23 protein-coding genes and 1 tRNA gene are annotated in these 26141 nt (G+C 51.5%); 7 read left to right on the top strand and 17 right to left on the bottom strand.

The features are described from left to right. Window positions 1-127: 127 nt before the first annotated feature. Window positions 128-1033 (top strand): LysR substrate-binding domain-containing protein, encoded by a 906-nt coding sequence (locus tag ACP9M6_RS10250; protein WP_427450817.1) that lies wholly within the window; start codon window positions 128-130, stop codon window positions 1031-1033. On the opposite strand, the gene hisIE is transcribed toward ACP9M6_RS10250, so the two are convergent. The 10 genes from hisIE to ACP9M6_RS10200 form a co-directional block, all read right to left on the bottom strand. Next, entirely contained in the window at window positions 1030-1623 is a 594-nt protein-coding gene (gene hisIE, locus ACP9M6_RS10245; protein WP_427450816.1) for a bifunctional phosphoribosyl-AMP cyclohydrolase/phosphoribosyl-ATP diphosphatase HisIE, read from the bottom strand. The two genes, ACP9M6_RS10250 and hisIE, sit on opposite strands and share 4 nt — an antisense overlap. Next, the gene (gene hisF / locus ACP9M6_RS10240) at window positions 1620-2387 is read right to left on the bottom strand and encodes an imidazole glycerol phosphate synthase subunit HisF (protein ID WP_427450814.1); all 768 of its coding nucleotides are present in this window, start codon (window positions 2385-2387) and stop codon (window positions 1620-1622) included. The genes hisIE and hisF overlap by 4 nt, the downstream gene beginning before the upstream one ends. Continuing rightward, window positions 2381-3106 carry a 1-(5-phosphoribosyl)-5-[(5-phosphoribosylamino)methylideneamino]imidazole-4-carboxamide isomerase gene (gene hisA, locus ACP9M6_RS10235; RefSeq protein ID WP_427450812.1) on the bottom strand — a complete coding sequence of 242 codons (726 nt, stop codon included), beginning with the start codon at window positions 3104-3106 and terminating at the stop codon, window positions 2381-2383. Before hisA ends, hisF begins: the two co-directional genes overlap by 7 nt. Beyond that, window positions 3103-3702: an imidazole glycerol phosphate synthase subunit HisH gene (hisH, locus tag ACP9M6_RS10230; RefSeq protein ID WP_427450810.1), complete on the bottom strand. Its 600-nt coding sequence runs from the start codon at window positions 3700-3702 to the stop codon at window positions 3103-3105. Before hisH ends, hisA begins: the two co-directional genes overlap by 4 nt. Continuing rightward, complete coding sequence (hisC, locus tag ACP9M6_RS10225) at window positions 3699-5348, bottom strand: histidinol-phosphate transaminase (RefSeq protein WP_427450808.1); 1650 nt, start codon at window positions 5346-5348, stop codon at window positions 3699-3701. The genes hisH and hisC overlap by 4 nt, the downstream gene beginning before the upstream one ends. Further along, entirely contained in the window at window positions 5345-6643 is a 1299-nt protein-coding gene (gene hisD / locus ACP9M6_RS10220; protein WP_427450807.1) for a histidinol dehydrogenase, read from the bottom strand. Before hisD ends, hisC begins: the two co-directional genes overlap by 4 nt. Continuing rightward, window positions 6643-7527, bottom strand: a complete 885-nt coding sequence (gene hisG, locus ACP9M6_RS10215) for an ATP phosphoribosyltransferase (RefSeq protein ID WP_427450805.1) — start codon at window positions 7525-7527, stop codon at window positions 6643-6645. Before hisG ends, hisD begins: the two co-directional genes overlap by 1 nt. Next, a complete protein-coding gene (locus ACP9M6_RS10210; protein WP_427450803.1) occupies window positions 7524-7814 on the bottom strand; it encodes a YerC/YecD family TrpR-related protein in 291 nt (96 codons plus the stop codon). Before ACP9M6_RS10210 ends, hisG begins: the two co-directional genes overlap by 4 nt. 112 nt (window positions 7815-7926) lie before the next feature. Continuing rightward, entirely contained in the window at window positions 7927-12855 is a 4929-nt protein-coding gene (locus tag ACP9M6_RS10205; protein ID WP_427450801.1) for a calcium-binding protein, read from the bottom strand. Between the two features lie 173 nt (window positions 12856-13028). Beyond that, window positions 13029-13118 (bottom strand) — tRNA-Ser (locus ACP9M6_RS10200). A 242-nt stretch (window positions 13119-13360) separates the two neighbouring features. On the opposite strand from ACP9M6_RS10200, the gene ACP9M6_RS10195 reads away from it, so the two are divergent. The 6 genes from ACP9M6_RS10195 to ACP9M6_RS10170 all read left to right on the top strand — a co-directional run bounded on the left by ACP9M6_RS10195 (window position 13361) and on the right by ACP9M6_RS10170 (window position 18864). Then, window positions 13361-14296, top strand: a complete 936-nt coding sequence (locus tag ACP9M6_RS10195; protein ID WP_427450799.1) for a septal ring lytic transglycosylase RlpA family protein — start codon at window positions 13361-13363, stop codon at window positions 14294-14296. Window positions 14297-14401: 105 nt separating this feature from the next. Then, window positions 14402-15538: a D-alanyl-D-alanine carboxypeptidase family protein gene (locus ACP9M6_RS10190; RefSeq protein WP_427450797.1), complete on the top strand. Its 1137-nt coding sequence runs from the start codon at window positions 14402-14404 to the stop codon at window positions 15536-15538. 4 nt (window positions 15539-15542) lie between these two features. Next, the gene (gene tmk, locus ACP9M6_RS10185) at window positions 15543-16193 is read left to right on the top strand and encodes a dTMP kinase (protein WP_427450795.1); all 651 of its coding nucleotides are present in this window, start codon (window positions 15543-15545) and stop codon (window positions 16191-16193) included. Then, window positions 16194-17258, top strand: coding sequence for a DNA polymerase III subunit delta' (locus tag ACP9M6_RS10180; protein WP_427450793.1), 1065 nt, complete (start codon window positions 16194-16196; stop codon window positions 17256-17258). Further along, window positions 17255-18040, top strand: a complete 786-nt coding sequence (locus tag ACP9M6_RS10175) for a TatD family hydrolase (RefSeq protein WP_427450792.1) — start codon at window positions 17255-17257, stop codon at window positions 18038-18040. Before ACP9M6_RS10180 ends, ACP9M6_RS10175 begins: the two co-directional genes overlap by 4 nt. Further along, a complete protein-coding gene (locus tag ACP9M6_RS10170; protein ID WP_427450790.1) occupies window positions 18040-18864 on the top strand; it encodes an MBL fold metallo-hydrolase in 825 nt (274 codons plus the stop codon). The genes ACP9M6_RS10175 and ACP9M6_RS10170 overlap by 1 nt, the downstream gene beginning before the upstream one ends. Here ACP9M6_RS10170 and ACP9M6_RS10165 read toward each other — a convergent pair. The 7 genes from ACP9M6_RS10165 to ACP9M6_RS10135 form a co-directional block, all read right to left on the bottom strand. Beyond that, the gene (locus tag ACP9M6_RS10165) at window positions 18848-19432 is read right to left on the bottom strand and encodes a histidine phosphatase family protein (protein ID WP_427450788.1); all 585 of its coding nucleotides are present in this window, start codon (window positions 19430-19432) and stop codon (window positions 18848-18850) included. The genes ACP9M6_RS10170 and ACP9M6_RS10165 overlap by 17 nt on opposite strands. After that, the gene (kdsB, locus tag ACP9M6_RS10160) at window positions 19432-20235 is read right to left on the bottom strand and encodes a 3-deoxy-manno-octulosonate cytidylyltransferase (protein WP_427450786.1); all 804 of its coding nucleotides are present in this window, start codon (window positions 20233-20235) and stop codon (window positions 19432-19434) included. The genes ACP9M6_RS10165 and kdsB overlap by 1 nt, the downstream gene beginning before the upstream one ends. Further along, complete coding sequence (locus tag ACP9M6_RS10155) at window positions 20228-21190, bottom strand: KpsF/GutQ family sugar-phosphate isomerase (protein WP_427450784.1); 963 nt, start codon at window positions 21188-21190, stop codon at window positions 20228-20230. Before ACP9M6_RS10155 ends, kdsB begins: the two co-directional genes overlap by 8 nt. A 690-nt stretch (window positions 21191-21880) precedes the next feature. Then, window positions 21881-22486, bottom strand: a complete 606-nt coding sequence (locus ACP9M6_RS10150) for a phage tail protein (protein ID WP_427450782.1) — start codon at window positions 22484-22486, stop codon at window positions 21881-21883. 170 nt (window positions 22487-22656) lie between these two features. Next, entirely contained in the window at window positions 22657-23274 is a 618-nt protein-coding gene (locus tag ACP9M6_RS10145) for a phage tail protein (protein ID WP_427450781.1), read from the bottom strand. 100 nt (window positions 23275-23374) lie between these two features. Continuing rightward, the gene (locus ACP9M6_RS10140; RefSeq protein WP_427450779.1) at window positions 23375-25051 is read right to left on the bottom strand and encodes a sulfotransferase; all 1677 of its coding nucleotides are present in this window, start codon (window positions 25049-25051) and stop codon (window positions 23375-23377) included. Then, window positions 25045-26109 carry a glycosyltransferase gene (locus ACP9M6_RS10135; RefSeq protein ID WP_427450777.1) on the bottom strand — a complete coding sequence of 355 codons (1065 nt, stop codon included), beginning with the start codon at window positions 26107-26109 and terminating at the stop codon, window positions 25045-25047. Before ACP9M6_RS10135 ends, ACP9M6_RS10140 begins: the two co-directional genes overlap by 7 nt. Window positions 26110-26141: the final 32 nt, after the last annotated feature.

Raw genomic sequence — 26141 nt, 5'->3', positions numbered from 1 at the left:
TCGGGATGCCAAATGTTGGCGTTTTCCATGTGGTTAATACGTGTAAGAACACAATTCTGGACTTATATCTCCTGTTTAAACCGATACGTCCAATTGATTGTTTTCATGAGCATGATAGATAATGCCTATGAACTTGCGTGATCTACGATATCTACAAGCCCTAGCGGAAGAACAACATTTTGGACGGGCCGCCCGTATTTGCAATGTCAGCCAACCGACGCTCTCCGTACAGATCAAGAAAATGGAAGTGGATTTGGGCGTTGAATTGGTCGAGCGCAGCGGACGTACGGTCATTCTGACAGATGTTGGACAGAATATACTTGCTCTGGCAAAAGACGCTCTGGCCTCAATCGATCACATTTATTCAACAGCGGAGACAGCCCGCGATCCTTATTCAGGGCAATTGCAACTCGGGTCTATTCCAACGATCTCGCCCTATCTCATCCCGCAGGCCATCCGTCAGTCAAAGGCTATGTTCCCTAGATTGAAGCTTGGGTTTTTAGAGGACATCACGGAACGACTGAACGAAGCGTTGCTTCAAGGCACATTAGATGTCGCCATACTCGCCACGGAACCGGAGGACCCGAGATTGGAGGTCATCAACCTTTATCGCGAACCGTTTTCCGTCATCCTCCCGAAAGAACATCCGTTAAACGAGACGGAAGATTTGGATGTCGAAGATCTGACATTGAATGAATTAATCTTACTCCCCGAAGGCCATTGTTTCCGCGATCAGGCCGTCGACCTTTGCCAATTCGCACAGCCTTCCGCGCTACATGAGGTGAATGTTTCCAGCATGGAAACGATCATTAGTCTTGTCGCGGCGGGGCAGGGGATTTCCCTAATTCCATCCATGGCCTTGGGCGGTCGGTGGAATGCGGGGGATGATGTTTGCGTGCGGACTCTCAACCACCCCAATGCCTATCGACAGATCAATCTGACTTTCCGGAAAAGTACGCCGAAACGACAGCTCTTGGACTCTCTTGCAGACGTTATTTTAGACAGCCTCCCCGAAGAGATGTGCGCCGTTTAACTGTGCCGCGATTGAAGCTCTGAAATAACGTCCGAGAGAGGTACGTTTTTCGCAGCGAGCAAAACCGTGAGATGATAGATCAAATCGGCGGCTTCGTTTGTTAGTTTATCTTCCGTTTCAGCCACAGCGGCTAGGGCAACCTCCACGCCTTCCTCACCCACTTTTTGAGCGGCGCGGCGTAATGGGCCTTGTAGAAGTTTTGCGGTGTAAGAGCTTTCTGGATCGGCGGTTTTGCGGTCAATGATGAGCCGTTCCAAATAGCTTAGGAATCCTACGCCTTGTGCGCCTTTATCTCCGAAACAAGAAACTGTCCCTTCATGGCAAGTAGGACCTGCAGGACGGGCCATAATGAGAAGTGTGTCGTGATCGCAATCGACAGTCATATCGACGAGTGAGAGCATATTCCCGCTCGTCTCGCCCTTCGTCCAAAGCGTTTTGCGAGAGCGGCTGTAAAAGGTCACGAGGCCGGAAGATTGGGTCTTAGCGACTGAGGCTTCGTTCATATAGCCGAGCATCAAAACCTGCAGCGTATCCGCATTCTGCACGATGGCGGGGACGAGGCCGTTTCCTTTGTCAAAATCGATTTTCATAATCTTACCTTGATACCCACGCGGTCTAAATCAGTTTTTAAATCCGGAATCGCTATAACGGATTTATGGAAGACACTTGCGGCGAGGGCGCCGTCGACATTGGCCTGTTGAAAGACATCTTCGAAATGAGACACGGCCCCCGCGCCACCCGACGCAATGAGGGGCACGTCGCAAACGGCTCGAACGGCTTGAAGTTGCGCGATGTCATAACCTTTGCGAACACCGTCTTGGTTCATACAATTTAGCACGATTTCGCCTGCGCCGCGTTGCACGACTTCCTGAACCCATTCCGTCGTCTCGCGGCCCGTCTCTCGCATCTTATCGGGATCGCCCGTATGTGATTTCACGCGGTAGGCGGTGCCGTCATCAAAGCTGTCAATTCCGACCACGATACATTGCACGCCGTAAGCCTCGCTCAGTTCATTGACGAGTTCAGGACGGAGCAGGGCGGGAGAGTTGATGCTGATCTTGTCCGCGCCCGCCGCCAGTCTCGCACCTGCGGCTTCCACACTCTTGATACCGCCGGCCACGCAGAACGGAATGTCGAGGGCGCGGCTGACTTTGCCGACCCAATCAGGGCTGACCGTGCGATCATCGACGGAGGCCGTGATGTCATAGAAAACGAGTTCATCCGCACCTTCATCTCGGTATCGCAGGGCAAGATCAATAATGTCGCCGACATCGACATGGTTGCGGAACTGCACGCCTTTCACAACGCGGCCGTCCCGAACATCCAGGCAGGGTATAATCCGACGTTTTAGCATGTAATGGCATCATCTAGTGTGAACGCACCTTCATAGAGTGCCTTGCCGATGATGATCCCATGCGGATTGAGCGCCTTCAAATCGCGGACATGATCCAGGGTCCCAACACCGCCCGATGTGATGAGGTCTATGGTCGGGAAGTCGGATTGTATGCGTTTGTAGAGATCCAGGTTCCCGCCCGTCTGCATCCCGTCGCGGCCAATATCTGTCACGAGGATCGTCTTTAGGCCGGAGCCGAGGTAATCGCTCAACACATCCCACAGCGTTTTCTTGGACGGCTCCGTCCATCCTTTGATGGCGGGACGAAATTCGCCGTCTTCACTCTGATTGACATCCAAAGCCAGACAGATGGCGTCGGGGCCGAGTGTCTCCAGCCAATGTTTCACCATTTGCGGGTTCGTCACGGCGAGCGAGCCGATCACGACACGGTCTACGCCGCCATTAAGGAGGGTTTGAACCTGACTTAATTCGCGGATGCCGCCACCTGTTTGCACTTTTATTTTTGCGGAATTTGCGACTTTCAGAATCAATTCAGTCTGCGCCGTCGCGCCGTTCTTTGCGCCGTCCAAATCTACGATATGCATCCATTCAGCGCCTGCTGCCGCATAGCCCTGCGCGACCTCAACCGGGTCAGCGGCGTAATTCGTACGCGCGGAAAAATCACCTTTGAGAAGGCGGACACAACCGCCATCCATGAGGTCCATAGCAGGGAAGATCATAGACTGAGATCCATAAAGTTTTTGAGGATTTGCGCACCGGTTTTGGAACTGCGTTCCGGGTGAAATTGACAGCCCCAGACATTCCCATTGCGCACGATGGCGGAAAAGGTGGTTCCATATTCTGAAGCGGCGAGCGTGTAATCGGACACCTCCGCCGCGTAGGAGTGAACGAAATAGGCATGATCGCCCGACGACACATCCTTTAATACCGGATCGTCTTTCACGACCGAGACCGTGTTCCAGCCCATATGCGGCGAAGGCAGTTTGCCCGTCTCCAAAGACGTAACTTTCCCGGGGATGAGACCTAGTCCAGCTACGGTCTCTCCGCCCTCTTCGAGTGTTTCAAAGAGGAGTTGCATGCCAAGGCAAATGCCTATGACGGGTTGCTGCAGGGATTGAAGGACTGGCGTTAACCCCTTGTTATCAATAGATTTTATTGCAAATGGTGCAGAACCAACGCCCGGAATGACAACTCTATCTGCACGCGTAATTTGTTCAGCCTCGTCGCTGATGACCGCGCTGACGCCCAAACGCTCAAAGGCGTAACCCACAGAGGCAAGGTTGGCACATCCTGTATCGACAATGACGAGGGTCACAAGGTTCCCTTGGTGGACGGAATATCACTGCCTGAAATGGCAAAAGCGGGGCGCAAGGCGCGGCCGACACCTTTGAAACAGGCCTCAATCATGTGGTGGGAATTGTCGCCCTTCACATCAATGTGGATGGCCGCGCCGAGGGTCTGGGCGAGGCTTTCAAAGAAATGCGGGCACATCTCGACCGGGAACTCGCCGACGTGATCAGTTGGAAACTCTCCGCGGAAGACGGCCGCCGGACGACCGGACAAATCAATCGCGACCTGTGCCTGTGTTTCGTCCATCGGGATAACATAGCCATAACGACCAATACCGGCCTTATCGCCGAGCGCTTGTTTCAGCGCAGAGCCGAAGGCGAGGGCCGTATCTTCGACCGTGTGATGCGCGTCAATGTGAAGGTCACCTTCGCAGGACATCGTCAGACCCATATTCCCGTGTTTCGCAATCTGCTCCAACATATGGTCGTAAAACCCTATACCTGTTGAGATTTTTGTCTGTTTAACGTCGTCAAGATTCACGCGAACGGAAATATCTGTCTCGTTCGTTTTGCGGAATGTTTCACCTATCCGGTCGGCTCGTTCCGCAATATCTGTTACGCCGAAAGCCTGTAGGGCGATCGTATTCTCATCGGGGGACCCAATAGAAACGCGCACGCGGCCTGTCGTGCTGCGATAGTCTCGGATTTTGACATTGAACTGACGGAGACGGGCGAAGAGCTTGTCTTCATCCTTGATGGCCAGCAGCAGAAAGTTTGCATCGGATGGATAGACCGTTTCAACGAAATCGGAATTTCTTAGACCATCTGCCAGGCGGTTTCGTTCGGCCAGTGTTTCCGCCAGACGTTGCGCGTGAACCGACATCGCCGACGGGGCAAGCGCAGCCAAAACCGCCGCTTCGACAGGTCGTGCGATCGGGTAGGGCGGGAGAACTTTGAGCAGGAGCTCTATAACGCGGGCATCCGCAAGAAGCGCCCCGCCACGCACACCTGCGAGAGCATATGCTTTCGAGAGCGTTCTTAGCACAACAAGGTTCGGGACCGTGCCGACTTTATCAACTAAGCTCTCAATTGTTGAGAACTCTATGTAAGCCTCATCCACAACAATCAGCGTTTCAGGCAAAGCGTCACAGACACTCAGGATAGCCTCACGTGTCAGACTGTTCCCCGAAGGGTTATTCGGAGAGCAGAGGAAAACCATTTTAACGGAGCTTGGTTTTGCCGCTGCAATGACTGCAGGAATGTCCCATTCATAAGCCGCGCTCAGGGGCACTTCGACATTCCCCGCGCCCTGAATATCGGCGCAGGTTTTATAATACCCGAATGTTGGAGGGCAGGTGAGGATGCTGTCCTGACCCGCTTCGCAGAACGCCCTCAGCAGACATTCAATGCCTTCATCCGCGCCGCGCCCGACCATAACTTGATTGGTGTCCACGCCGTAAAGCCCCGCCAAACGCGCGGTCAGAGATTCGGGTTGTTGCGCGGGATAGCGATTATAATCTGACGCACCGACCACAGGTGGCGGCGCATAGGGGTTTTCATTTGCATCCAAGTGCAGCGCGTTCGTCGCGCCCCCGCGGGCGGAATAGATGGACATGGCAACGACGGAGGCCCGCGCGATACTATCGGGCCAAGCTGGTTTCGGGCTGCTCATTGTAGAGCCTCCAATCTTAGTGAGACGGCACGTTTATGCGCGTCGAGGCCTTCCATCTCAGCCAGTCGTTCTACGACGGGGCCGAGTCGTTTCAAGCCTTTTTTCGTCAGCTTCTGGATGCTGACATATTTAATAAAACTCTCAAGCGTGACACCGGAATAGGCGCGGGCTGCGCCATAAGTGGGGAGCGTGTGGTTCGTCCCGCTGGCGTAATCACCCACACTTTCCGGTGTCCAAGGACCGAGAAAGATTGAACCCGCATTTCGGATGGCGCCTACATAGGTATCGGGTTTGCGCAATTGCACGATGAGGTGTTCAGGCGCGTAACGATTGACGATATCGATGATCTCCGCGCGGTCCTCAGCGATGAACATCCGTCCCAATTTCAGGGACTCCGTTGCGATATTTTTACGGGGCAGTGTTTCCAACTGTTTGGCGATTTCCACTTCAACACAGTCAGCAACCTCTGTCGTTGAGGCCACGCAAACGACTTGCGCAACCGTATCATGTTCAGCTTGGCTCAGCAGGTCAGAGGCGACAAAAGCCGGGTCTGCGGCTTCGTCAGCCAGCACCATGGCTTCGGACGGGCCAGCCGGCATATCGATTGCCGGACCGCCTGCCGCCTGTGCCACGAGGGATTTTGCCGCTGCAACCCAAGCATTACCGGGGCCAAAGATTTTATCGCACTTTGGTATAGTTTCCGTCCCGTAAGCCAGTGCGCCGATCGCTTGTGCGCCGCCGATTACGTATAGCGCTGAGACTTTACAACGATAAGCCGCGGCCAAAATCGTGGGATCGACTTTGCCGTCTTTTCCGGGCGGGGTCACGACGACACGGTTTTTAACGCCCGCCACCTTCGCAGGAACGGCCAGCATCAGGAGGGTCGAAACGAGAGGCGCTGTGCCGCCGGGTACATAAAGTCCTGCCGTTTTAATCGCGCGGGATTCGCGGCGGCAAATGACGCCTGGTTCTGTTTCAACCTCAATGGGAGCCGGAATTTGCGCCTTGTGGAAACGTTTAATGTTCCGACGGGCGCGTTCGATCACGGATTTATCGATTTGGGGCAGGGCATCCCATGCTGCTTTCAACTCTGCCTTCGGAACTTCCAGTACATCAATTCTAACACCGTCAAATTTTTGCGTTAAACGTAGGAGCGCCGCATCGCCGTTTTCTTTCACGTCCGCGAGAATGTCACGCACGCCGTCCATCAACGACTCATCAGAAATCGCAGCCGGACGGGCGAGGGCGCTTTGCCGCTCTGACGCGTTTAAATCTGACCAGATAAAGCGTTGCATCAGCTCATCATCTTCTCAATCGGGAGGACGAGGATCGCCCGCGCACCGAGGGTCTTTAGACCCTCAAGGGTTTCCCAGAACACTGTTTCAGTACATACGGCCTGAACGGCAACAAGGTCTTCCGGTCCGCCCAATGGAATGATTGTGGGAGAGTCGGAACCGGGCAGAAGGTCCGTGATCTCCTTAACCGCAGACTTTGGTGCATTGAGCATAATATATTTGGTCTCGGCGGATTTCAGAACACCGTCGATGCGGTTCATAAGCTTATCGAGGATGTCAGATTTGTTTGCTGATAATTCCCGAGCGGAGCGAATGAGAACCGCTTCGCTTTCAAGAATGGTTTCAAAAGCGGTGAGACCATTCGCCTCCAGTGTCGCGCCGGAGGAGACGAGATCACAAATGCTCTCCGCAATTTGAATGGAGGGCGCGAGTTCGACAGCGCCTTTCATTTCGACCAACTTCGCGTCAATGCCATTTTCGGAAAGGTAGCGTCCTGTGACGCCGGGATACGTCGTCGCGATACGGGTGCCGCTCAGATCACTTGCGGATTGAACTTTACCAGTCTCCGCCGCTGCCAAACAGAGTTTACAGCGCGAGAACCCGAGACGCATAGCAATGGCAGCATCCAATTCGTTCTTTGACACCAATTGTTCTTCGACGAGAACATTTTCGCCAACGATACCAATATCCGCCGCATTATTCGCGACGAAAGAGGGGATGTCATCATCCCGCACGAGCAGAAGATCAATCGGCATATTTTTCACGCGCGCGAGCAACCCGCCGCCCCGAATGGAAAAGCGTAAACCACATTTCTTCAACAGGGCGAAACTGTCTTCAGCCAAGCGTCCCTTTTTTTGGAGTGCGATTTTCAGACGATCTGTCATGATTCTTCTTTCATTTGTTCCAGAACGGCCCTGTATCCGCCATGCGGTTCATCACGCAGGAAACGGGCGACGCGCCCAATTGTGGTGGTAGACACGCCAGTCTCTGCTTGAATTTCGCGGTAACTCATCCCACCAGCTTCGAGCATCTGCGCGACGTGCCAACGCTCAGACAGTGCGCGCAATTCAGCAGGCGTGCAGAGGTCCACGAGGAAACGCTCCGCCTCTTCTGCGGTGTTCAGTGATGTCAACGCATTTGCGAGATCAAGATATCGAGACGTCTGGGTCATTGTGCCAGCGTGCTAATACATTGACCCAAATGGAAAGCAAGCAGCTATTTCATATATTCCGAAGAAATTATGACCGATGAGGAAAGGGGGCCTTACGCCCCCAAATCGAAGATTATGCTATAGCGGCCATCATATCGACGCCGTCAAACCCAAGGATGTCTTCATCCGAGAGATCAGAGAGATCAAAACCTTCCAAGACCAAGACGGCACCGTTGGAGAATGTCAGAACGCTATCACCATCTTGTTGCACGGCACTGTCCAGCGCGCTCTGTATATCAGCAGCGCTGAAATCGGATAAGTCAAGTAGATCTACACCATCGGTAAAGTCAGTGACAATTGTCGTCGCAGCGGATGCATTGAAGATAAATATATCTGCTCCGCCACCCCCCGTAAGGATGTCATTCGCACTTCCGCCATCCAGAATGTCATTGCCGGATTGTCCGTTGAGACTATCGTTACCCCCGCCGCCGATCAGGCGATCATTTCCGCCGCCACCGAAAAGTAAGTCATTGCCTTGTTGACCGAAGAGTCTGTCCTCACCTGAACCACCATACAGTCTATCTGCACCGCGCCCACCGATCAGAAGGTCATTGCCGGCACCACCGCCAAGGAAGTCATCTCCGGCATTACCCTCTATAAGATCATTTCCGTCTTCACCTCGAAGAACGTCATCACCCAAACCACCGGAAATCAGGTCGCGACCATTTCCGCCGAGGAGAGTGTCATTTCCATCTCCACCATTAATGATATCATTATTGGCCTGGCCTTCTATACGGTCCGCACCGTCACCGCCTGATAAGGTGTCATCGCCGGAACCGCCCAAGATATTATCATCGCCATTTCCGCCATCAACTTGGTCATCGCCACTTCCAGCCAGGATTCTATCATTTCCATCACCACCGAATATGCTGTCATCCCCATCACCAGCGACGATGATGTCATTTCCAGCATCGCCAAAGAGTTGATCATTGCCCGCTTCACCGAAAATACGGTCACTGCCTGCGCCGCCGGCAATAAAGTCATCCTCTGCCGTTCCACGGAGGAAGTCACGTGAGTCAGATCCAACAACACCAATTCTCAAGTCAAAACTGCCAAACTCATTGTCCACAGCGAATAGATCGAATTCACCATTTGTAATTCTCATACGATCATTGAGAGCGCCGTCCCCCTCATTATCATATTCAATGAAGGTGACGCCATCTTCATGGTAATATCGCAGTTCACCTGCTCGGCCTGAAAATTCTGCTGCCCCAATAAAAATCAGGTCAATTGGCTCTCCGTTTGGATCCCCCCGGCCCTGTCCGAAAGAAATTCTGTCAGCGTTCTCAAGGTCTGTAATTTCGTCAGTATATCCGAACCGACTGCTGACAAAATCAAATGTATCTGCGCCGTCACCACCGGTGAGAGTGTCGCCATTAAAGCCACCAATCAGTGTGTCGTTACCAGCTCCACCATTGAGAATATCTCGACCAAAGAAACCATCCAGAACGTTGTCATTCTCGTCACCTGTGATGACATCATCATAGATACTGCCGATAACGTTCTCGACATTTATGATTGTATCACCATTGGCATTGCCACCGGAAGCCGTTCCTAAAGCGAGGTCAATGATGATTCCTTCACCACTGCGGTCATAGAAATATCGAACTTCATCAATGCCATCACCGCCATCAAGGAAATCTGCGCCATCGAGGCCAATGAGGACATCGCGACCTGCGCTGCCGATGAGTGTGTCATTACCTGTATTCGCCAAATTCGAACCAAGTTGAGACCCAAAGGCGAACTCACCGCCAATCAAGAAGTTACGGAATTCAGGATTGTCGAGCTCGGCTGCATAAATTGTGTCGTCTCCGAAACCGCCTTGCAGTGTGACAGTTGTGCCATTCCCGATGATAATGTCGTCAAAACCACTACCCGTGATGATTTCAATATCGATCAGAGTGTCACCTTCAGCATAACCACCTGTAAATTCGCCTGTCAGGAAGTTTAGGGTCACTGCAGCATCAGAATTCCGATAAGTTATGAAGTCAAACCCTTCACCGCCATTCAGAATGTCGGCTCCTGCAGAGGCGATAAGACTGTCATCGCCGTCTTCACCATTAATGTTATCAACCCCTGCTCCTCCGGTAAGAATATCGTCACCGGCCCCCGAGAAGATTGTACTACCTTGATTGCTGGCAATGATCTGATCTGCGCCTGACCCAGAAATCACGTTTTCGATGCTGATAAGTGTGTCAGTACCAATTACGAAACCGAAACCAATGGCCGTTCCGCCAATAAGATCGATGAGGTATCCGTCTTCGGCGGACTCGCCTTGCGACACATCGTATGTGTCAATACCGTCTCCTCCGTCGATGGTATCATCTTCTAATGACACGAAGATTGTATCATCGCCTTCCAACCCATTAATCGTGTCGCTTCGATCTGTCCCGAAAAGTTGGTCATCGCCCGAAGTGCCATCAATCGGGAGAATTTCTAACGCTGCGAGTTCATAGGGAATGTTGTTTTCAAAGCTCGACACAGAAACATAATACCGCGCGGCTTCATCCGCCGTGAAATCAACTTCACTACCCGTAAACTGGACGACAGGATCCCCATTTACGTCGAATAAACTGAGTTCAAATCTATCACTCAGGTTGCCTTCAACTGCGAAAAGTATCCTCTGACCCGCAACAAGATCGATTGTAAACCAGTCCTCATCGCCTGGAAGCTCAATAGTCCCTGTAGCAGTTCCCCCAGCATCGATGACACCTGTTGTCGATGTGTCGGCTGAAAAGTCGTCTACAACCACTTCACTTGTTATTGTGTAGTCTCCAACTGAATTAGAGTCCGCAAATACAGATACATAGTAAGTGCCGGTAAGCGCTACAGTTTGAGTGAGCTGGTTTAAGCCATCAGAACCATCTGAAGGGAAAACAAATTGGCTGTTTTGAACAAATTGTCCATTCTCATCCAAGAGAGTCATACGGACATTTACAGAGTCACTCGTTAAGCGAACCAAATCACCTGCTGTGAGGTCGACTCTAAACCAATCCTCATCACTGACAGCATCAATGATACCGGTCACGGAACCGCCCAAAAGTAACTCACCCGTGGTCGAAAAATCCGCCGCGAAATCATCTTCCAGGACAGCACTGGTTAGCGTATAGCTACCGGGATTGAAGCCTTCGACATTGATAAAATATGTCCCGCTTTCGGAAACCAGAGCAGAGAGTTCCTGATCATTAACGCCATCAAAGGGTTCATTCGAACCAAGTACGTTGAAGCCTGATGAGAAAGCGAGAAACGAGCCGAACTCATCCACCAGAGAGAGGAAAATGGGTGTATCGGAATCCGTCCTGATTCTGATGGTTTCTCCAGCCGTTAGCGTGATGGCGAACCAGTCACTATCATTGTTGAAATCGATCGAACCGGTCGTTGTGCCGGTTTGGGGAACAACACCTGTTGTATTGGCATCACTTGAAAAATCATCTTCGATAATGTCAGACTCAAGTATGTAATTCGTACCTTCCAAACCGAACTCAACGGCGACATAGAAGGTTCCGGACAATGTTCCGTCTGTGATAAGTTCTGATGAAAATGCCGGATCTGACGGGACATTCCCCGATACGAAACGTTGCCCATTCGCACTGAACAAAGCTAGCCCAATATCTTCTGTCGACCGTATTCTGACGATTTCGCCTTCCGTCAAATTTATAGCAAACCAGTCTTCATCGCCTTCAAAGTCAATCTGTCCTGACGCATTCTCGCCAATTGAAATAACCCCATCGGTCATCGCATTACCAGCAAAGTCATCCTGAAAAGAAGCGGCAGAGAACGTGTAATCCACAGCTTGGTTCGAGCCCGCCCCCGGTTCGCCTTGTACCGAAATATAAAACAACCCGGAATAGGCTTGGTCAATAACCAAGCGTTGGACAATATTACCGTCCGAGAGGAACAGTGTAGAGCCAAATTCCAAAATATCTCCGTCTGAATTGACAAGGTTGAAATTGAACTCGGGGAAATTAAAATCTGCTTCTGTCTCAATAACGACGACTTCATCACCCGTTAGTGTGATTTCAAACCAATCGGTGTCGCCTTCAAAATTTATCTGCCCGTTGATCGTCTGTCCAATCGTGACACGGCCTTCTGTCGAACTGTCGGAGGCGAAATCATCTTCGATAATTTCAGCACTCAAGGTATATTCATCAACAGACCGGATTGATCCATTGTCATTGACCGAAAAGAAATATGTTCCGGCAGTCTCGGCGCTAACTATCAGCTCCTGGTTTGTACCCGACAAAAAATTGAGTTCAGGCGACTGAAGTCGAAGTGCAAAAATTTGATTCTGTGTGAGTGTTAGTCTCACAGCCTGACTAGCTTCCAGCGTGATCGCGAACCAATCAACGTCATCCTCGAAGTCAATACGACCTTGAACCGTTGTGCCATCAGTTGGGATGACGCCGAGAGTTGTAGAGTCCCCCGCGAAGTCATCCTCAACAATTTCACTTGTGAGGGTGTAATTAACATTAGTTGCAGATGTGAATTCAAACAGACCCGCATCGAGATAATAGGTTCCCGTTTCTTCGATTATGGAGACGAGAGATCTTCCAACTGCCAAGTCTTCCAAACGTGTCTGTGGACCAGTAAAACTAACGAAGTCTCCATTCGCATCTCTGAGAACATGCTCAAAGTTAGAGATGTCACTCACAACTCTTAGAATTTCACCCGCATTTAGCTCGACCGCAAACCAATCGCGATCCGAACCATCGATAATGTTGCCCTCAATTATACCGTTTCGCGGTAGAATACCTGTTGTTGAAACATCCCCGGCGAAATCATCTCCTGCCTCCATGTTATTGTAGGGCAGGGTAAGGGGTAGGGCCTCAATGTAAGCCGTAGAGGGGAAGAGAGAAAATTTATCTTCAATGTCTAGCCCATTGAAAACGACTGCATAAGGGGAAGCAAGGTCTATAATTTGCAAATCATGAAGCTCATATAAATCAAATGTTGCGCGCCTCTCAATCTGATCCGACGACACACCAAAAACAAATTCGCTCATTAAAAGTCCCTCAACCCAAGCTGATCGCGCGCCATATTGAGGATTTAGAAGCATAAAATCATATTTTTCAAAGGAAAATTACATAAAATGGTAGAATGGGCCTCTGAAGACGATGCCTACGAAGTCGCTAATGGTCTGAGCCCGGGAAAACGTTCAGCTTAAACTTAGGGAAATGGCGGGCGGGGAGGGATTCGAACCCCCGATAGATTTGCACCTATGCCGGTTTTCAAGACCGGTGCATTCAACCACTCTGCCACCCGCCCGGATGTGAGTTTGCGGCGCATATGACAATTCAGGGCAGGGCGCAAGACCCTCTATCCGTTAACCTTTCACCAACCTTGAAATTTGAGAGACCGTCAACCCTGATTTCGAACGCGCATTTAAGCTTACTGTTTTATCTACTTTCTCATCGGGAGACACCCAAGGGCGTTTCGGACAAAGATGTCCGGCACATGTCACAAGAGTCACTCGGCGAATGAGATAAGCGTAGTTAAAGGTGAATGTGATGGTGAGCACAAAGCAGGTTTTGATCGGTGTTCTGGCGGTAACGCTGGGTTTGAGCGTCTCAGGGTGTGCTTCAACGAGCATATCGAAATCCGTGAAGGCGGCGCCGATTACTTACAAGATAGGTGACGGCGCGACGAAATATGCCTCCCTCTCAACACCACGCGCACCAATGAAACGCGCTGTCCCGGAAAGTTACATTCCGGCCCGCCCCATGCCTGCCCCGCAGGCGCAACAGTCATTTGATCAGGCTAGTGTAGATAAAGATTTGTACAAACATCAACGCCTCGGCAAGCGCTATAAAATCCGCGGCAAGAGCTACACCCCGAAACATCAACCTGATTATGATGTAACAGGTGTCGCGTCATGGTACGGCCCTAAATTTCACGGTAAGCCCACGGCAACGGGCGAGACATTTGACCAGAACGCTTTAACGGCGGCGCATAAAACGCTCCCGCTGAACTCTATGCTCTTCGTGACCAATGTCGAAAACGGCAAGACCCTCATGGTCCGGTTGAACGACCGTGGTCCGTTTGTCGGCGACCGTATTATTGATCTATCCCAAGCGTCTGCGAAAGCCCTTGGCATTACCGGATTGGGTCAAGTACGCGTTCAATATGCCGGACCTGCTGACCCCATGGCGGCAAACCGCGCGCCTGTCCGTGCGCCCGTTCCAGTTGAGCGTCCGCAGGAGAACTTTGTTGAAGCGCCTTACACGGCCCCAACACCTGCGCCGTCTATGCCATTTTCCCCGCCTGAACCCGCGCCTTACACACCTGCTGCGCCTGTCGCGCCGTCCGCCCCGCAAGCGGTACAACCGGATACGGTTGATCCGTCGACAGGGAACGTGACCCTGACGATTAAAGGTCCGATACACATTGCGAGCCACAAGGGTCCTCAGCCTCGTCTCATACGTGAGCGCGTTAAAACGAAATAGAGTTATCGCAGGGCTCTGCCTTGCGATTGCCACACCTCCATGCAAATTGAACGGAGCGTCCTTCCGGGCGCTCCGTTTTGATTCTAATCGAGGTCTTCCGCTCCTGTGTTCAAACCGTTTTTATACTTAACCCTATCGCTGGCTTTTTCGGGTCATGCCTATGCGCAAACCTCCTTTCAAACCGAAGCGCCCCACGCTGTTATTATCGACGCAGCCTCCGGCGAAGTCCTGTTTGAGAAGGATGCGCGGCAACCCATGCCACCCGCCTCAATGACGAAAATCATGACCGCGCAAATGGTGTTTGAGGCACTCGAAGCCGGTACACTCAGTCCTGCTACCGAATTTGTCGTCAGTGAAGATGCCTGGCGTCGCGGCGGATTTGCCTCGGGTTCCTCGACCATGGCGTTGGATTTGAATTCGAAAGTCTCCGTCGAAAACCTTATCAAAGGCGTTATTATCCAATCCGGAAATGATGCCTGTATTGTCCTCGCTGAAGGCATGGTGGGCTCGGAAACAGCTTTTGCCGAGCGAATGACAGCGCGGGCCCGCGAGATGGGTTTGGACAGCGCGACCTTCCGCAATGCGACGGGTTGGCCGCATCCCGAACACCGGATTAGTGCGCTCGACCTCGCCAAACTCGCACAGAAACAGATTTTACAGTTTCCGCAATATTATCCCATCTATGCGGAAACAGAATTTACGTGGAACGGTGTGCGACAGTTCAACCGCAATCCGATTCTCGGCCGCGTCACGGGCGCAGATGGCCTTAAGACGGGAAGCACGAGCGAAGCCGGATACGGCCTTGTCGGGTCAGCTAAGCGCGGGGATGACCGGCGCATCATCGTTATCAATGGCCTCGAAAGCGCTGCCGACCGCCGCGACGTCGCAACGCGACTGATGGAGGCGGCATTCTTACAATTTCGGGTCTATGACTTACACAGCCAAGGCGAGACATTGGCGGAAGTCGATATTTTCATGGGAAATTCTGAGAAAGTCGGCGTGGCCCTCACTCAGGACATTCGGAAAGGTATGCCGATTAGTGACCGTAACTCTGTCACGACGTCTGTTAAATATGTCACGCTTGCGGCGCCTATTACAAAAGGCGACAAAGTTGCAGAACTCGAAGTGAAGATTCCCGGACGTCCCGTCGAGACATATGACCTCGTTGCCATAGAAGATGTGGCGCGTAAGGGTCTGTTTGCACGAGCTTGGTCCGGATTGATGATAAAGTTGAGGGGCTAAAACGATGGCACAAGGAAAATTTCTGACATTTGAGGGCGGTGAAGGTGCCGGTAAGACGACCCAGGCCAAAATGTTGGCAGGCGCTTTGGAAAAGGCCGGGATTGAAACACTATTGACACGCGAACCCGGTGGTACGTTCGGCGCGGAAGCCATTCGCGACCTCGTCCTGTCCGGTACGTCAGATCGCTGGTCTGGCATGACCGAACTCCTGCTGATGTATGCGGCCAGGATTGACCACGTGGAGAAATTGATAAAACCCGCCTTGGACCGGGGGGTTTGGGTGATCTCTGACCGTTTTGCGGATTCCAGCATGGCCTATCAGGGGTATGCGCGCGGATTGGGACGCGACCGCGTGAAAGCCGTCCATGAATCTGTGATGGGCGGGTTTGAACCTGACCTGACGATTTTGTTCGATATGGATGCCGTCCTGGCGCAGAAACGTGTGGAAACCCGCGGTGAAGACCTCACCCGCTTCGACGCCGAGAGTTTGGACTTCCACAAAGCTCTCCGCGCGGCCTTTCTGGAGATCGCGGGAGATAATCCGGACCGTATCGTCACAGTGGATGCGGATGGGTCCCGTGGAAACGTACACAATGCTATCCTCTTCGCGCTCACCAAAGCGCATCCGGACCTCGCGGGAAAGTTGGGGGCGTAATTGCGCCAGATTGAAAACGCGGAAAACCTGCCGGAGGCCGATTGCGCCGATGGATGTGCCCATCCGCGTGAGGTCTACCAGCTTCTCGGACATGAAAACGCGGAAGATCGCTTCCTGACCGCCTATCGCTCGGGTCGCATGCATCATGCTTGGTTGCTCACGGGGCCGAAAGGTATCGGCAAAGCCACTCTGGCCTATCGTATGGCGCGCAAGCTTTTGGGCGGTGAGTCGCTGCTCAAGACGTCTCTGGATATCCCAAAATCCGACCCGATTGCGCAGCGGGTTGAGGCCCTCACACATGGCAATCTGTTTGTTTTGCGTAGGCCTTATGATGTGAAGCTGAAGCGGTTCCGGCAGGACATTCCCGTGGACCGCGTGCGGGAAGTGTCGGGTTTTTTTCAGGAAACGGCCGCCGAGACTGGTCAGTGGCGCGTTTGCATCATTGATAGCGCGGATGAGTTGAACCGCAATTCCGAAAATGCGATCTTAAAATTACTTGAAGAACCGCCTTCCAACACATTGTTTATCCTTATTTCTTCTGCACCCGGACGGTTATTACCTACGATCAGGTCGAGATGTTTGAACCTCGAACTCCGCGCTGTGCCTGACGCCCAAATCGGAAGCTGGCTATCGGAACAAGGATGTGGGTCGCCGGAATTGATGACGGCGGCTGTCAAGCTTTCACGCGGCGCACCGGGGAAAGCTCTCGCGCTCGTTCAGAATGCGGATACCGTCTTGCGATCGCTCTCAGATTATATTGGCTCGTTGAGCCGTATGGATAATGCGATAGATATGTCGATTGCTAAAATTATGGCCAGCAAGAAAAATGAGACAGCGCGTGGCCTGTTCTGGGATGGATTAGGGGATACACTCCACGCCAATGCACTCCACGCCGCAACGGGGACTTATGAAGGGCCATTTAGCCCGGCGCAGATTAAACGCTCCCCCAAAACCTGGCAGGAGAACCATGCGCGGTTACGGGACGCAAGACGCGCAGAGGCCGCGATCAATATGGATAAAACCGCCACGATGTTTGAACTTCTCTCCTCGATAAGGGCGGCATGATGTTGGTCGATTCTCACGTCAATTTGCATGGCGAGAAATTCGCGGAAGATCTCGACGCCGTCATTCAACGCAGCTGGGAGGCGGGCATTGGGTCTCTACTGAATATTTGTTGTAACATCAGAGATTTGGACGCGGTTATAAGAGTCGCCGATCTTAGTTCAAATATATGGGCCACCGTCGGAACACACCCTCATGACGCCAAAGATAATCCCGGTATTACGGCGGAAGACATCATCGAATTGAGCAAGCATACAAAGATCGTCGGGATTGGCGAGACGGGTTTGGATTACCATTATGATTGGTCCCCAAGGGAGGTCCAGAAAGCCAATTTCCAAGCCCATATCGAAGCCGTGCAGGAAACGGGACTGCCGCTCGTCGTACATACGCGGGAAGCGGATGAGGACATGATGGAGATGTTGCAGACAGCTTTTGCCAAGCAGGAATTTTCGGCCATCATGCATTGTTACACCTCCGGCCAAAAGCTCGCAGATGCGGCCGCTGAGATGGGCTTTTATTTTTCGGTCTCTGGGATCATGACATTTAAAAACGCGCATGACGTCCGGGACCGTATCAAGACCATGCCACGTGATCGTATCCTGATAGAAACTGACTGTCCTTATCTCGCGCCCGTGCCCTATCGTGGACGTCGGAATGAACCGGCCTATGTGCGGGAAGTCTGTCAGGCCCTAGCCGATTTATTTGACTGGTCATTTGACGAGGCTGCGGAGAAAACAACGGACGCGTTTTTTGATCTCTTCACAAAAGCGACGAGGCCTGCCTGATGGGATTGCGTGCCATCATACTGGGCTGTGGTTCTTCCGGCGGTGTGCCGCGCATTGGTGGCGATTGGGGTGTTTGCGATCCCGATAATCCGAAAAACGCGCGCACACGCTCATCTATTCTCGTCCAGAAATGGGAGGAGAGTGGTGCGCCGGACTCGAAAGCCTGCACAAACATTCTCGTCGACACGTCGCCTGACCTTCGCATTCAATTACTGCGTGAAGAGATAAAACATCTGGACGCCGTCTTCTACACACACGACCATGCCGACCAATCCCATGGGATCGATGATTTGCGTGCGATTGCTTATCGCATGCAAAAACAAATTCCGACCTATATGGACGCGCACACAAAAACCCATGTCCACGACCGGTTCAGCTATTGTTTCGAAATGCCGGAAGGGCGCGTGCATCCGCCCATTCTTGATTTACAAGACTTAATAGAGGGCGGTGACGTTAGAACGGTCAGCGGTTCGGGTGGCGATATTGCAGTAAAAACACTCGCGGTCAGCCACGGCCCCACACCGTCTCTAGGCTTTATATTTGACGAGCAATTAGCCTATAGCCCTGATGTCTGGGGTGTTGGAGGTGAAGAGATTGAGGCGCTGACAGGAGTGGATACATGGATTGTAGATGCCTTGCGCTATAGCTCGCATCCAACCCATGCCCATGCGGATAAAACGCTGTCCTGGTTGGCCAGAGCACAGGTTAAGTCGGCGGTTCTGACAAACCTTCATATTGATATGGATTACGAAACATTGGGATCAGAATTGCCGCCCATTGCCAGACCGGCCTATGATGGAATGGTCGTTAATCTTCAGGCCTGATATTCCAGCCTTCTAATTTCGGGCCACGGTCTGACAGATTTATGATCCCGTAAGATCCCGTCCGCAATTTGCGATCTTCAGACCCATTGCGCTCGACAACATCCAACAGGAAGCGCGCAACGCCATTCGACGTGACAACAAGTGTATCCGTCGATCGGGAACAGCTAGCCAGAAACGCGACCCAGTCCTTGCGCAGGGCTTGAGGGTCAATATGCCAGCCTTCCGGTGGGACCGCGTGTCTATCCCAGTCGCGCAATGCCTGCTGCCCAAGCCGGTTGATAACCTCATCCTCTGGTTTCCCTTCATCAGGGCCATAATCGATCTCGGTCAACATCTCGGCGATTTCGTAGCTTTGCCCGCCGAGAATAGCCTCCACCGTTTGGCGTGTCCGTTTTAGATCAGATGAAAAGGCGGCATTAAACTGCACTGTTTCAAAATGCGTTTTTAATCGCTTTGCTTGTTCTATGCCCGAACGCGAGAGGGGGAGGTCGGTTTTACCCCCGACGCGTCGGATGATATCACCCTTATCAAATGTATTGCCGTGCCGCACGACGAACACGCGACCCATTACAGCGCACCTTTGAAAGAGTCGCCGAACTCCGCGATGAGCTCTTCTGCGCGCACTAAATCCTGCGGCGTGTCTATGCCGGGGGAAGAGATATGCGGGGCTAAGACTTTGATGGCAGCAATGGACATCCCGTTTTCCAACGCACGCAATTGTTCCAATCCCTCGAATTTTTCATAAGGGCTGACGGGTAGCGTGGTATAGCGTTTGAGCGCATCGCGGCGGAACGCATAGAGACCGATATGACGACAGACGGGGGAGAGGGGCGAGGCCTCCCTCATGGCAAGCTCATCCCTGATGGCCGGTATGATATTCTTCGAAAACCAAATTGCGCGACCACCATTTTCGATGAGAGTTGTCCCGGAAAAAGGCGTCTCTTTTTTTGAATTGCGCAATATGTCGAGTGCTGCCCAATCCAGTTGAATATATGGCGTTGCGATATCTGCATCTGACTCGGACAGGCCATTAATAACGGCCTTAACATGACAGGGATTTGTGAACGGCGCATCACCTTGCAGGTTCACCACGATGTCAGCATCTGAGTTCACGGTGTCTAGCGCGGCGAGGGTGCGGTCACTGCCGGATTGAATATCCGGTGATGTCATGACTACGGGAATTTCAAATGACTGGCAGTGGGACTGGATGTCCACGCTATCGGTCGCGACGACATAGTCTGCCTTTTGCACCTGACGCGCAACGTCCACGGTTCTCCGCAGCATGGATATTCCCGCAATCTCCGCCAATGGCTTTCCTGGAAATCGTGTAGAGCCCATACGAGCGGGTATGACAATGAGCGGGTTAGACATAACCTGTAGAAACCAATGATTTCAGATCTATAAGTCCAAGAACTTCATCCTTATCTACAACAAACGCATTGCCGATTTTTCGCTCTGTAAAGGCGGTCAGCACGTCTTTTATCCGCATATCAGGGGTCAGCGTGAAAGGAGAGGCGGACATAATATCCTGCGCGGATTTCGTCATAATATCCGAGGACATGGCGCGGCGCAGATCACCATCCGTTATAATGCCGCATAGAACCCCGGAGTTCATCACGGCGACGCACCCTTTGCCGCCGCTGGTTATCTCTAAAATAACGGCGGACATTGTGGCCTTTTTATCGACCTGAGGTACGTCAGAAGGCGTCTCGCTCAGATATTGCGAGACCCGTTTCAAACCAAAGCCCAGCTTTCCGGCAGGGTGGCGTTTGCCGAAATCCTCGGCGGAAAACCCACGGGCCCGCATTGCGGCTACACATAGGGCGTCACCCAAGGCCAAACTGGCCGTCGTCGATGTTGTCGGTGCGAGGTTATTCGGACAAGCCTCTGGTATCATTGGTAAAACTAAGGCCACATCAGATTTTGACGAAAGAGTGGACTCAGCCGATCCCGTGATAGAAATAACCGGGTTTTTGAGATCCAATACATAATCCACCACACCGTTCACCTCAGCGCTTTCGCCGGAAAATGAGAGCGCCAATAGCGTTGAGTCGGGCGTTATCATGCCGAGGTCGCCATGCGCGGCCTCAGCAGGATGAAGAAAAAAAGCAGGTGTTCCTGTGGATGCAAAACTCGCCGCAATCTTACGGCTAATATGACCGGATTTGCCCATACCAATCACGATGACATGGCCTTGTGTGCCCAAAATAAGCCTGACGGCTTTGGAGAAAGTCTCATCAAGGCTTTCCGCAGTCAGCCGGAGGCCCTTAATTTCTGTTTCCAAAACAGACTGGCCATAAGCTAGGATATCACTATCGGTTGTCATTGAACATTCTGATAAAGGGTCAGAGACAAATGTCACGGATATGTTGACCTCCTTATAGACGACCACGATATATTTCTCATAATAATCATTATGCGATTTGCATCAAAGCTTGTGTCTGGTGCTTTAAATTATACTAGGTCTCGTATCACCTTCTCTTATCGTTATAGCTCATGTGATCGGGTTCGGTTCTGATCTTCCTGTGATAGTCTCAACACCGGACACTCATTTTGCGACTTGGACGATATGCGCCAGGGCTCTTGCGTGTCCAAATCCAAAAGCCCTGCCCGAAAATGCATTTTCTCACACCATTCGCCGCCGCCATAGAAAAGATGATTTGAATGGCCCCACATCATTGTAACAACGTCCATCACCACCGAGAACGAGGTTTCCGCCGTGCAGATCTGTTACAACGTAAAAAAATGATTGAACGAGGTTCTGTAAATAACTGTTTTGCTGAAAGGTTTTCACCTTCTACGCAAGTCCGACGTGCCCGGATCCTGATCAGGATGGGGTATTGTTTGAATTACAGGCATAAGGTCGCTGATCTCACTCAGCTTTGTTATTTCCACGTCCCGTCACGCTCTTTTTGGCCAATTGAGTTACCGTCAAGTCTTCTATTTCCCATCTCCCCTTGAACATAAAAAAAAGGAGCCTTGAGGCTCCTTTCATCTCTTAAAAACTGCAGGAGGTTTAGTTCCGCGATGGATAAATACCTTGTGTCGCAATACAGTATTTCAGGACGGTGAATGGCTGGACGTTTGTTTGCGCTTGTCCCCCACCCTCAGGATTAATCTGGAGTGTGCTTTCTGCCATGAAGTTACCATTGGCTGGACCTGTTGAATAAATATCCAAAGCGGTGTCCGCAAAAACGGCGGCTGTTGGGTCTTTAAGAGTCGCAGGGGCATTCTTCGTTCGCAGTCCAGCGCGATGCGTGTGATTTGGCATTTGAGCGACCGTCATCGTCGTTGTTTCAGCGCCACCTTTCGCACCTTGCGTCCGCGGCGTAAGCCCCGCCCCGTTACCACTGCCCATAGCGACACGTCCTTTAAGATCGGGCAGGCCGAAAGTTGTGCGGCCATCACCGCCATACATCGTGCCCAATAGCGAGAATAACGCACTATTTTGCGCAATTGCGAGTAATTGCCCGTCTGTTCCTGCATATCCGCGTGGACAGAAGTTAAAGCCAACCGCCTGCACTTCGCCCATAAAAACGTCAGTACCCGCATAGGCAGGTACAGACATTGCGGCTGTGCCCGAAACGAACGCAGCCGACAGCAAAAGGTTTTTGATTTTCATAATAAGCCCCATTTTAGTTAGACCCCTAACATCAACAATTCTTCCAGTGTGTCAAATCTTACTCAAATTATTGTAATTACAAAGAAAAATTAGAGTGGATATCTTAACAAAAAAAACCCGCCGCATTTACGCGACGGGCTTTCCAGAAACGCTTCAATATAAGGAAGGTATCAGTTACGCGACGGGAAAATCCCGAACAGAGCTATACACTGTGTCATACCAAGATATGGCGAACGCTTGGACACGGATTGACTGCCGCCCGCATTATTAATGTCAACGCGAAGGGTCGATTCATCCATAAAGTTGCCACGTGCAGGTCCCGCCGCATAAGTATTTTCAGCCGCATTCGCAAAAACATTACCTTGCGGAGATGTACTTGTTGCCATTGCGCGTGTGGTTAGGACACCCGTACGATTCGTATGTGTATGAACAGGCATCTGACCTTGTGTGAGTGTAAAGGACGTTGACCCGCCTCTCTCACCCCATCGTACGTTCGGTAGGCCCGCGCCCGTACCTTCACCTATCATGGCGCGGCCACGTGTGTCTGGTAGTCCAAATGTTGTCCGTCCGTCACCCCCAAACGTTGTCCCAATTAAAGAGAATAACGCGCTATTCTGACTAATTGCCAATAACTGTCCGTCCATGGCCGCCCAGTTACGAGGGCAGAAGTTTCCGCCAAACGTCATCGTTTCAGCGATAAATGCGTCCGTCCCGGCACTCGCAGTTGTTGAGATTGATGTTGTCGCAGCCACCATGGATGCAGAAAGAAGAAGGTGTTTGATTTTCATTTTGAAAGCCCCGTTTCGTTTTTCGATGCCTTAGGGTTAACCATCAAGACACACTTCGGCAAGGACGTTTTAAAAAATGACCAAGAAATATAATCTGGAATTAAATGTTAAAGCTTTCTGTGTAACCTAAGGTCGTAGCAAAGGCTCCGCAAATTGACCAAGCTTCTTCGACTCGCGGGTCATTATGGTTGTGATAGGCCGCACGATTATTCTCAATCATTGGCAAAGTGTGTGGGGTAACATCAGCCCGAATAAATCTCCCAACTGAATGCGTCGCCTTTAGGGGATCCGAGAGTACATCTTCATATTTCACGAGTTTGTACCTATCAGAGGTCAAGAAACTTTCCGCATATTGGTGAACAGACTTTACCTGATAAAGCCACGTATAAGCATTTCTGAGATATTCCGGGTCGGTCTTAATCCGTCCAACATCCAGCCCAGCATCACGATAAGCGGCTGTTAGGACGGACAGTCCGATGGGATTGTCCGGACGGGACGTCATATGTGTACGGCGCAAACTGCTGGTCACGGGATGTCGGACCAAGTGAATAAACTTCGCGTCTGGAAAAGCTTCGATAACGTCCGGCGTAATCAACATCGTTTCCGGTAGTTTCCAGCCCCAGCTTTGCCCTTTTTTGATTTCAGCCTGTTTCAAGATCGTCTTGGCTTTGCCTCGTAACAGATCTACAGCTTTGGATGTTTCCATAGCATGACCGCGGCTCGGGAGCGTACGACGCGCGCCAATTTCATAAATTGTATCGACCCATTCCACAGAGTCACCGGATTGATTGAGGCGATTGCCAAGGAAGACATCTTGAGACTGTGCGATTTCAGACAGTAATCTTGTTCCACTGCCCCCTCTGCCCAGAAGGACGATAGGAGCATTAAAACTTTTGATTTGAAACGCTTCTGTGTCTTCAAAAACATCATCGACATGATAGTCATATTTTTCTGCAAGGCTCCCCGCCTCACGCAAAATGTCTAAAGCTTGCTCCTCGCTCAGACGATCTTTCCACTTGTTCAGTGACACGGCGTCGACGGGCCGTCCGCGTTCGGTCAAGCCCGGTCCTCTTCCCTGAAAAACCTCTGGATGAATTGGGTCCGACGCATGGAAACTCAGTCCACAATGCGCGAACATGGATTTTCGATATGTCTCCGGTTCTGTGACGAAATCCTCGTAACGAAAAACCATCGGATTTAATCCGGCTCTGTGAAAGCTATCCAATAATCCCGTTTTCAGCTTCCAGACCAAAGCCAATCTAGTGTGTTGTTCAGTTTCAGAGTTCATACGCTGCAAAAGTGGTTCGTTCGCCTCGGCAACCTTTGGAAAACGTTGCGCCCAGTCCACCTGCCGACGCTCCATCTCAACAATAAAATCCAACCCTTGCATTGACGCGACTACGGCTCTGGGGTCCCGCACAGGGTAAATGATGGAGACGGGCAAATCCAAATTAGCCAGTTGCTCTGCGGCGTAAGTCAGGTTTGGTGCCTTCAGAACGAGATGATGCACGCTCGGTTTAAAAACCGCCTCCATGCCTGAGCCGCTCTTACGTTTAAAATCCGGTTTATATTTCTGGTCGGCTCTATTTAGCAGCTTTTTGAGCGCATGACCTTCGTCCAGCTTTCCGTCATCTGTCTTGTCAAACCACGGGTATAATCCATCAGGCTCGTCTAACAAAATGCAGTTTGGATGCGCGCCGAGTATCTGACCACACAGCGTCGTGCCACTACGTTGACAGCCGACGATCACGATGAGGGATTTAATGCCTTCTAGCATGATAGGGCCTCTAAAATCGCTTTCGCATGTTTCATCGGGGCGTCCTTATGATCGAATGCAGTGCCATAGCTCCTCAAAGTGGCTTTCATATCCGGCAACTGGTCTAAGCTCGATTGATCTTCCAGTCGCGCGCCAACTCCTAAATCTGAAAGGCATTGCGCCAACACAGCATGGTTTTTATGTTTTGGCGAAATGAGAACAGGGACCCCGTTTGAAAGCGCGAGATATGTTGATCCGGTGCCGCCATGTGTAATGACCACGCGCGCTTTTTTTAGAACTGACGAGAGCGGCAACCAGTCAAAGCAAAAGTCATAACACCCGGTCGCCTTAGCTTCTTCGGCACGACTGCCAACATAGACCGTTGCGCCGAAATCGGGTGAGGCTTGCAGTGTCCCTGCAATGGCTTGATAGGATTCTAAGCCACCTGTTGAGCCCATAGAAAATAAAGCGATGTCTGAAAGGTCCTGTATAGTCTCAGGCAAATCCGCTCCTTGCTCCAGACAGAGCGGACCACAATTTTCTATGTCTGTCGGCCAAGGCGAAAGGCTTTCCACGAGAGGCGTCGGGTCCGACAACAAAGTCTTCGTCCCCAAATAGAGATCGTAGGCGCTATTTAGCGAATAAAGCCCCCTCTCCGCTCGCATCTTATTGAGTTGGGTTTTGCGTGCCGCAAAGTCAGAGACTTGATGTGTTTCAAACTCGGGCGGACCGATCAGAAATGCATTTGTTATCACCACCCTCGGACACTCGGGAAAGCGAGTCGCGGGTAGCCAGCGCAACGGGCTGCAATCCTGAACGATGATATCGGGATTAAGTGTATCGAATAATCTCTCAACCTGTTCTGCATATGCCAGAGCCGGAAATTTTCGACTCTCATCTTCGATTCGGATTGTTTGAACGCGACAACCTGCTGACTCCGGAAGCGTTAAGTGTTGGCAAAAACCTGGAACAACAAAATCAACTTTAATATCAGAGGTTTTAAGGAGTGCTTCTGCAGCCAGACTGAGCCGCGCCACATGCCCTAATGCCGGCCCCGAGAGCATCAAAATATTAATCATGAGAATGGGGCTATGCCAAAGATCACATTATC

Origin of the sequence: Litorimonas sp. WD9-15 (genome assembly GCF_050271975.1) — a bacterium.
Classification (GTDB): Bacteria; Pseudomonadota; Alphaproteobacteria; order Caulobacterales; family Maricaulaceae; genus Litorimonas.
This window is presented reverse-complemented; position numbering and strand designations above follow the sequence as displayed.

What these genes read in the sequence shown, in the direction of transcription:
- hisG (WP_427450805.1), bottom strand. Translation starts at nt 7,527, where the DNA reads ATGACAGATCGTCTGAAAATCGCACTCCAAAAAAAGGGACGCTTGGCT.
- hisD (WP_427450807.1), bottom strand. Translation starts at nt 6,643, where the DNA reads ATGCAACGCTTTATCTGGTCAGATTTAAACGCGTCAGAGCGGCAAAGC.
- ACP9M6_RS10135 (WP_427450777.1), bottom strand. Translation starts at nt 26,109, where the DNA reads ATGATTAATATTTTGATGCTCTCGGGGCCGGCATTAGGGCATGTGGCG.
- ACP9M6_RS10150 (WP_427450782.1), bottom strand. Translation starts at nt 22,486, where the DNA reads ATGAAAATCAAAAACCTTTTGCTGTCGGCTGCGTTCGTTTCGGGCACA.
- ACP9M6_RS10145 (WP_427450781.1), bottom strand. Translation starts at nt 23,274, where the DNA reads ATGAAAATCAAACACCTTCTTCTTTCTGCATCCATGGTGGCTGCGACA.
- tmk (WP_427450795.1), top strand. Translation starts at nt 15,543, where the DNA reads ATGGCACAAGGAAAATTTCTGACATTTGAGGGCGGTGAAGGTGCCGGT.
- ACP9M6_RS10210 (WP_427450803.1), bottom strand. Translation starts at nt 7,814, where the DNA reads ATGACCCAGACGTCTCGATATCTTGATCTCGCAAATGCGTTGACATCA.
- ACP9M6_RS10165 (WP_427450788.1), bottom strand. Translation starts at nt 19,432, where the DNA reads ATGGGTCGCGTGTTCGTCGTGCGGCACGGCAATACATTTGATAAGGGT.
- ACP9M6_RS10155 (WP_427450784.1), bottom strand. Translation starts at nt 21,190, where the DNA reads ATGACAACCGATAGTGATATCCTAGCTTATGGCCAGTCTGTTTTGGAA.
- ACP9M6_RS10140 (WP_427450779.1), bottom strand. Translation starts at nt 25,051, where the DNA reads ATGCTAGAAGGCATTAAATCCCTCATCGTGATCGTCGGCTGTCAACGT.
- hisC (WP_427450808.1), bottom strand. Translation starts at nt 5,348, where the DNA reads ATGAGCAGCCCGAAACCAGCTTGGCCCGATAGTATCGCGCGGGCCTCC.
- ACP9M6_RS10250 (WP_427450817.1), top strand. Translation starts at nt 128, where the DNA reads ATGAACTTGCGTGATCTACGATATCTACAAGCCCTAGCGGAAGAACAA.
- kdsB (WP_427450786.1), bottom strand. Translation starts at nt 20,235, where the DNA reads ATGTCTAACCCGCTCATTGTCATACCCGCTCGTATGGGCTCTACACGA.
- hisF (WP_427450814.1), bottom strand. Translation starts at nt 2,387, where the DNA reads ATGCTAAAACGTCGGATTATACCCTGCCTGGATGTTCGGGACGGCCGC.
- ACP9M6_RS10170 (WP_427450790.1), top strand. Translation starts at nt 18,040, where the DNA reads ATGGGATTGCGTGCCATCATACTGGGCTGTGGTTCTTCCGGCGGTGTG.
- ACP9M6_RS10205 (WP_427450801.1), bottom strand. Translation starts at nt 12,855, where the DNA reads ATGAGCGAATTTGTTTTTGGTGTGTCGTCGGATCAGATTGAGAGGCGC.
- ACP9M6_RS10175 (WP_427450792.1), top strand. Translation starts at nt 17,255, where the DNA reads ATGATGTTGGTCGATTCTCACGTCAATTTGCATGGCGAGAAATTCGCG.
- hisA (WP_427450812.1), bottom strand. Translation starts at nt 3,106, where the DNA reads ATGATCTTCCCTGCTATGGACCTCATGGATGGCGGTTGTGTCCGCCTT.
- ACP9M6_RS10195 (WP_427450799.1), top strand. Translation starts at nt 13,361, where the DNA reads ATGGTGAGCACAAAGCAGGTTTTGATCGGTGTTCTGGCGGTAACGCTG.
- hisIE (WP_427450816.1), bottom strand. Translation starts at nt 1,623, where the DNA reads ATGAAAATCGATTTTGACAAAGGAAACGGCCTCGTCCCCGCCATCGTG.